Source organism: Neosynechococcus sphagnicola sy1 (genome assembly GCF_000775285.1).
Taxonomy (GTDB): domain Bacteria; phylum Cyanobacteriota; class Cyanobacteriia; order Neosynechococcales; family Neosynechococcaceae; genus Neosynechococcus; species Neosynechococcus sphagnicola.
The window spans coordinates 1-5,941 of sequence record NZ_JJML01000090.1 but is presented as its reverse complement, the minus strand read 5'-3'; the positions used below and the strand labels follow the sequence as shown (position 1 = coordinate 5,941).

The following is a 5,941-nucleotide window of genomic DNA, read 5'->3' as shown; positions in this document are numbered from 1 at the left end:
GCCCCAGCAAGCGAGGTAAACGAGTCTCTACAATCAGTGCAATCAGCCTCAAAACCGTTGTCACTAACGTAAGTATCGTCGGTTCAACCGATGGTTTGACCTTTGAAGCCTTCATTGCTCGCCACCTGGTTCCGAAACTTTGGAAAGGAGCTTGTGTGATTATGGATAACTACTCGATACACAACCATGACACGATCAGAAAGCTGATTGAGGACGTGGGTGCTAAGTTGATTTATTTACCTCCCTATTCTCCAGACTTTTCACCGATAGAAAATTGCTTCTCAAAGATTAAAAATATTTTGCGGACGATTGGGGCACGCAGCTATCCCGATCTCGCTAATGCCATTGAAGACGCTTTTTCTCAAGTATCTTTGGAAAACCTCAAAAATTGGTTCACTCACTGTTGCTACTACGCCTCACAAGAGTGAAAAATGCTATACAAGCAACATTGCTGTTTAAATATTTTTTTGTGTTTTCCGAGTTTCCCGTGAAGGAAGAAATAAAATGTGAATATTCTGTTGTGGGAATTTGATTCCATTCTGGCCTAAAAGGTGTGTAACCCAGCTTTTCCTCAAAGTCAGTTCTTGAAAGGGCAAGCTGCCATTCTTGTACTTTTTCGCCAGATTCAAATTCTACATTTGAAAAAGAGTACGATTCACCAGATTTTATGTAGCTTGGACTTCTGTACTTAAATACTTTGCCTTTTTCAATTTCAACATCCTCATATACCTGTTGCTTACCTACCACAAGGGCGTTTACGAGGTGAGATAGCAGTATGCTTTTCCCGGATCCATTTTCACCCACAACAACAAGGGGCTTGGGGGAGACTTCCGCTTTAGGGAATTCGATATTTAAGCCTGAAATCGGGCCAGTATTATCAATTTCTAGTTTCTTGAATAACATTTTTGTTCATTCAATATATGGGCCGCTTCAGATGGCTAACGCCAGGCATCAGGCGCGGCTGTAAGCCGTCGCCTGCATGCCATAGTTAGGTTTACCTATTATCAGTACTCCCAAGACACGTTGTAATGCATATGATTATCTAGATGATCGTCGTTGTAGAACGGAATACCGTTTGGATCATCCGAATTTAACACTGAGGAATAGCCACACTCGACGCCGAACTCGGACTCCACTAATCTCGCCAGCTCAACCGCCATAGTCTCCCTTTGACGCAGCGACCGCGAATCTGAAAACTCGAAAAGGCTTGCCAAGTACTTGCCAGATTCTGTAACGGTCAATCGCTCGTCAGCGATTAACGCTCGTACCAGCTTTGATGTATTATCCAACATCCACAACCAACATCCACCAAATTCTCCAGCCTCGGGCTGCGGTGCACTAGACTCAACGGCCGACGCAAGTCTGTGGAACTTTGAAGCAATAGCTGTCAACTCATCATCATCGTATGAAAAGATTGGCTCAAGATCGATTAATGAATCAGATATCGCCCTTGATACCTCCGACGGGCTGATCAATTCATGCGTGGGTGGTAGTTCATCTGCCGCAAGAATAAACTTATACTGGTCTTTTCTGATGACTTCCCGATCTATCAAAGAAAGAATGTCATGCGCTATCCAAGTAGCTTGCTTCTTATCCCTTACCACCACCCCCATTTCATTAATTAAGTATTCGTAAAAGTCCAACCCTGGTATGTCTAATGCATCACCAACCATGCCGTACTCTTCAACTGCTTTCTCAACAGCACTTATGTCGCCTCGGTACGGCCACCGCCATTCTCGCTCATGGGTCCAATCGATTGGGCTACTCGACGCTGGATTGTACGTAACATAACGATATTGTTCCCTTTCTGGTAACCTTTCCGGATCGATAATCCTACTCCCGCCACCTTTCCCGGATGGCGGCCAATAGTTTCTATCATCAAGCCCATAAATAACCGGGTTGGCGCCAACCTTAAACAACTCCTTTTTTGGAAAAACTAGCGCAAACTGGCTCATCGCCTCACCGCGCCTCGATCTGGCTTCTCCAGCTTCAAGGAATGCGGCTATTGGCATCTCCGTAAAGCAAACTGCAGGATTAGGACCATAAATAGTTCTTACGTTGTTTCGATATGACCAAGTTGCCCACAAGCGACCGTGCTTAATCGCACATCGAAGCATAAACAGCGCAGACCATTTAAAATCCTCGACGACGTTACCGAAACCCATATGTTCAGGATAAATGATTGAATTATTCCCCTCGAAGTCAATATCTCGAAAAAAGTGGATCAGCCAATCTGACAAATCGTACCGAATGGAATTCTTATTCATTACTTGTCCTCGGGCATGATCGAAACCTAACGTTCCGGTTGAGCGGCTGCCGATAACCTTTGTTGCAACACCGAGATATCTCGACAGTCCGCTCCAACCGGGTTGTTAGGCATCTTTCACCACTGATCATCTGGATCTTTACCCTGGCTGAGCAAATCATACTCCTTCACGAACTGCTTAGCTGCCTCAATTTGCTCTTCAGGTAAGTCATTACGATTAATTAATCTGCGTACTCGATCAACGATGTCATCAGGATCTATAAATGGCTCTAGCCGTTTGGGTTCTAAACGAAGCTCTGCCTTTGAGGACAAATTTCCCTGCGAATGAACATGATGGATATTTCCAAAATGCTCAATGAATATTGCAAGATTCTTATCATCCTTTGTTATGTCGGCAACCCACTGTTTGACTTCATCATCACTCTCTGACCAAGCCTTCCAGCGCCACAGAATGCTAGTTAGTTTAGGAGTTGTCAACAAGATTCCAAGCTTAGCGGCTTCCCGAATTTTTCCTAATACTAACTGCTCAAGTGAACTTAAGTGCTCAGCGTTAATAAAGCGTTCAGATTCAGGTTTCGGTTCACTGTTCGTAAATTTACCATGTTGCTGTCCAAGAACAGATACCTCACGTTCTGATATAGACAGTGCTGCCCCTTCCTCAATAGCTCTGTAAAGAATCTGAAATCGCTGCTCTTCTTCAAGGCGAGATAAAAGTTGATAAACGATACGAACAATCCGCATATCGTTGCCAAAGTCAAACATGCCTCGATGATCATCTTCTTTCTTTAGTAGCTCATCACCGACTTTAAACAATGCAAAGATAATAGGTTCAATATTCTGCGTTGGAATATCTTCTTTAGTATAGTCTTCAAATCGTTCGAGAATAGCTCGTAGTCGTGTCGTACCATCTCGCCTAGTTTGAGAGGAGTAATTGATAAGTTCTTTCTCAAAAGCCATCGAATCTTGAGAGGCATTGAGGAGCATTTGCATCTCTGAGGCAGTAATAGAATCCTCCGAAACATTAAATCTAAAATAGACAGGAAAAATCTCAGGGCTGCAAATTCGTAAATTCTTGCGCCAAGTAGACGAAAAGTCTGAGCTATAAATTATGTTACTAAATAGCCTCTCAAATCTTGGGAATAATCGTACAAGCATCCGTTCAACAGCTTTTTGATCCCTTTCAGGAACCTGATTGATCCAATTCTTATAAATTTCTGAGTATTTTTCTTGACCATTTCTCTCTGATAAGTCGGATGCTCTTACTAGAAAATTTTCATTTTTTCGGATGATATCGTACATCTCTGGTCTAAACACTCGGAAAGCTTCTATCGCAATGAAATCAACTGGATTGACTTCGCCTTGAACTGCTGGATAAGTAGCTCGAAGTACATTAATCAACCTTACTATTTCGCGTGGTGTATTTATGAAATGATCAATTCCATCAAAATAAACATTTGTCCAATACATCTGGTCGAATAGATGCTCAGGTGTATTAGTAATAATCTGAGCGAGTTTACTAAAAAGCAGTTGCCGTAGTGCTACTTTGTCAGGGTGTGGCAGTTCAAATGGAACTTGAATAATTTTCTCTAAATATTGTTGACCTGAGGCAAAATAGCCTTGTTCAAGTGCTTTCGTAACGACTTGTGTATCAAAAGCAAGAAGATAAATAGTGTTTGGGAAGTTTGCAGTTGCCTTTATTGCCCTAAACAAATCGCGTATTTCATCAGGAGAAAGTCGATCTATGTCATCTACAAAAACAAGAATTTTCTTGCTTCGAGTAGTGAGTAAATTATCGATCTTCTCTTTAAGCTCAGAAAGGCTCGGCTGTTTAAATAGACTATCAGTAAAGAATTTACCTGTTTTCAGCCATGAGAGAGGCGTAACACCGGGTATGCTCGGCAATCTAGAAACTACATCAGTGAAATCTGAGAGATATTTCTTAAGTTTTCTATTGAACTCTGATTCTTTTTCTCCCAATGCCGCGCAGATCTGACCAATCAGCAATCTAGCCAAATCTTCCCGCCCCGAAAACCACCAGGGGTTAAATCGAACCACAACAGGGCGATTATCTTCCTCCACTTGCCCCAAGTAGTGAAGCATAAAATTGAGAACTGTTGATTTACCGGACCCCCAAGAACCATTGACTGACATGACAAGTCCATCATTCGGAGCCATACGTACTACTGCATGAGCAAGCTGCTCCGCAAAACGAGCATAACCGAGTTCATCTTCATTTGGATGTTTTAATGGACTATCAGCCGAAAGAGAAGAGCGTTCCTCAGACATATTCTTACGTGCAGGTTAATGACTTCTCTAAGCTAATAAATCAATTTATGTTTTGCCTACAGGCTTGGATGCCTAACGGTTCTGGTCAGCGGTTGCCGATACCTTTGCAACACTACAAGCGGCTTTGGTCAATCCGCTGCACCAGAATTGTTAGCCTGCAAATGCTATGCGAGATCTGTGAGATCAAGAAAAAGTCTTTTGGCTTTCCAAGGCACGTCTAGTGGAGGGTTTACGAGGTCGGGGCCATCAGGCCAAAATTTGTATAAGGATTTGTAGAGTTTGATTCGGTTCACTAGAACTGAAATGTTCTCTTGATGTCTTGGAGGAAGCACTCGGTATTTTGCCCAAGTTCGTAGGATGTGATCTGCAAGAGCTTTTGAACACATGAACCACTCTCCTATCTTCCGGTGGTCGGAGAATTCAGTGTGTCGTTTACGCTCCAGTTCCCGATCTCCTGGTTCAAGGGCATGAAGCATTAACAGATCTGATGTGCCTGTCTGTAACTCGCGTACTCTCTTCTCCGGATGTTTTGAAAAACCTATCTTTATACGCAACCCCATATAAGGATGAGACTCGATAATAGTCGAACCTGTCCAATCATGTGGTACAGCCACAATATAGTAAATGCTGTCTGCTTGACCATGAATCACATTCTGCGACCAACGAAACCAAGTTTCAGCATCTTCAAAAGCTTCATCTTGGTTATCAAACCCATCGCTCTTGTATATCTCCTGTCTGTTTCCATCAAAAACCTGGGCATGAAAGTGACCTTTTTGACAAAGCTGCACTTCAATTTGGTACTTCATCCTCTTCAAATCCTGACAAATACATTTGCACTACTCCATTAGCTCTATCTTAAACAATAAAAACAGGCAAAGACATATAACAAAGTATTTTTTCCTGCAATCCCTAAAAATACAGCAGTAGCTTCATCAGACATTTTTAGGAAATTGAATCTCTGCTACAAACAGATGGGATTGATGTACTGTCCCCACCACTAACCTTGCAGGCTAACGTTCCCGCTCACCGGACGCAGATGGCCTTGAATACTCAACCGACCAACTTGCAGCGTTCCGGTGCAGCGACTTGTTAGCTGGCGTTGCTACAGATACAAGATTGTTCGTAGTCCATCATCTATCTCCTCCTGCAAGCCGCTTGGTAGGGAACCAATACATTCAACCAAGAATGTTTTATCGACTGTGAGAATTTGAGATACATTAGCGACTGAATCTCTAGACAAGCCTGTTGCTCCTTGCGGTAACAATACATTGCCTGGAGCTTCTGCCAACTGAATATTTGAAGTGATAATGACAACGATGACTGTATTGATACGGCTTTGAGTAAAGGTATCATCTTGAACGACTAAAACGGGACGGCGGTATCCAGGCT

The 5,941-nt window shown here is 42.8% G+C and carries 6 protein-coding genes; 1 reads left to right on the top strand and 5 read right to left on the bottom strand.

What is annotated here, in order from left to right; all coding sequences use genetic code 11:
* Positions 1-428 (top strand): transposase (locus DO97_RS22715; protein WP_072016523.1); only part of this gene is annotated, 428 nt, incomplete at its 5' end.
* Here DO97_RS22715 and DO97_RS20090 read toward each other — a convergent pair.
* The 5 genes from DO97_RS20090 to DO97_RS20070 all read right to left on the bottom strand — a co-directional run.
* Positions 394-903 (bottom strand): ATP-binding protein, encoded by a 510-nt coding sequence (locus DO97_RS20090; protein WP_036537033.1) that lies wholly within the window; start codon positions 901-903, stop codon positions 394-396. The two genes, DO97_RS22715 and DO97_RS20090, sit on opposite strands and share 35 nt — an antisense overlap.
* 101 nt (positions 904-1,004) lie before the next feature.
* Entirely contained in the window at positions 1,005-2,267 is a 1,263-nt protein-coding gene (locus DO97_RS20085; protein ID WP_036537030.1) for a DUF4427 domain-containing protein, read from the bottom strand.
* 116 nt (positions 2,268-2,383) lie between these two features.
* Positions 2,384-4,552 carry a KAP family NTPase gene (locus DO97_RS20080; protein WP_036537027.1) on the bottom strand — a complete coding sequence of 723 codons (2,169 nt, stop codon included), beginning with the start codon at positions 4,550-4,552 and terminating at the stop codon, positions 2,384-2,386.
* Positions 4,553-4,716: 164 nt separating this feature from the next.
* On the bottom strand, positions 4,717-5,358 hold the full coding sequence (locus DO97_RS21655) for a GIY-YIG nuclease family protein (protein WP_052128996.1): 642 nt from the start codon (positions 5,356-5,358) through the stop codon (positions 4,717-4,719).
* A 296-nt stretch (positions 5,359-5,654) separates the two neighbouring features.
* On the bottom strand, positions 5,655-5,941 hold a 287-nt coding region (locus tag DO97_RS20070), incomplete at its 5' end, for a type II toxin-antitoxin system PemK/MazF family toxin (protein ID WP_036537023.1).

What these genes read in the sequence shown, in the direction of transcription:
- DO97_RS20090 (WP_036537033.1), bottom strand. Translation starts at nt 903, where the DNA reads ATGTTATTCAAGAAACTAGAAATTGATAATACTGGCCCGATTTCAGGC.
- DO97_RS20080 (WP_036537027.1), bottom strand. Translation starts at nt 4,552, where the DNA reads ATGTCTGAGGAACGCTCTTCTCTTTCGGCTGATAGTCCATTAAAACAT.
- DO97_RS21655 (WP_052128996.1), bottom strand. Translation starts at nt 5,358, where the DNA reads ATGAAGTACCAAATTGAAGTGCAGCTTTGTCAAAAAGGTCACTTTCAT.
- DO97_RS20085 (WP_036537030.1), bottom strand. Translation starts at nt 2,267, where the DNA reads ATGAATAAGAATTCCATTCGGTACGATTTGTCAGATTGGCTGATCCAC.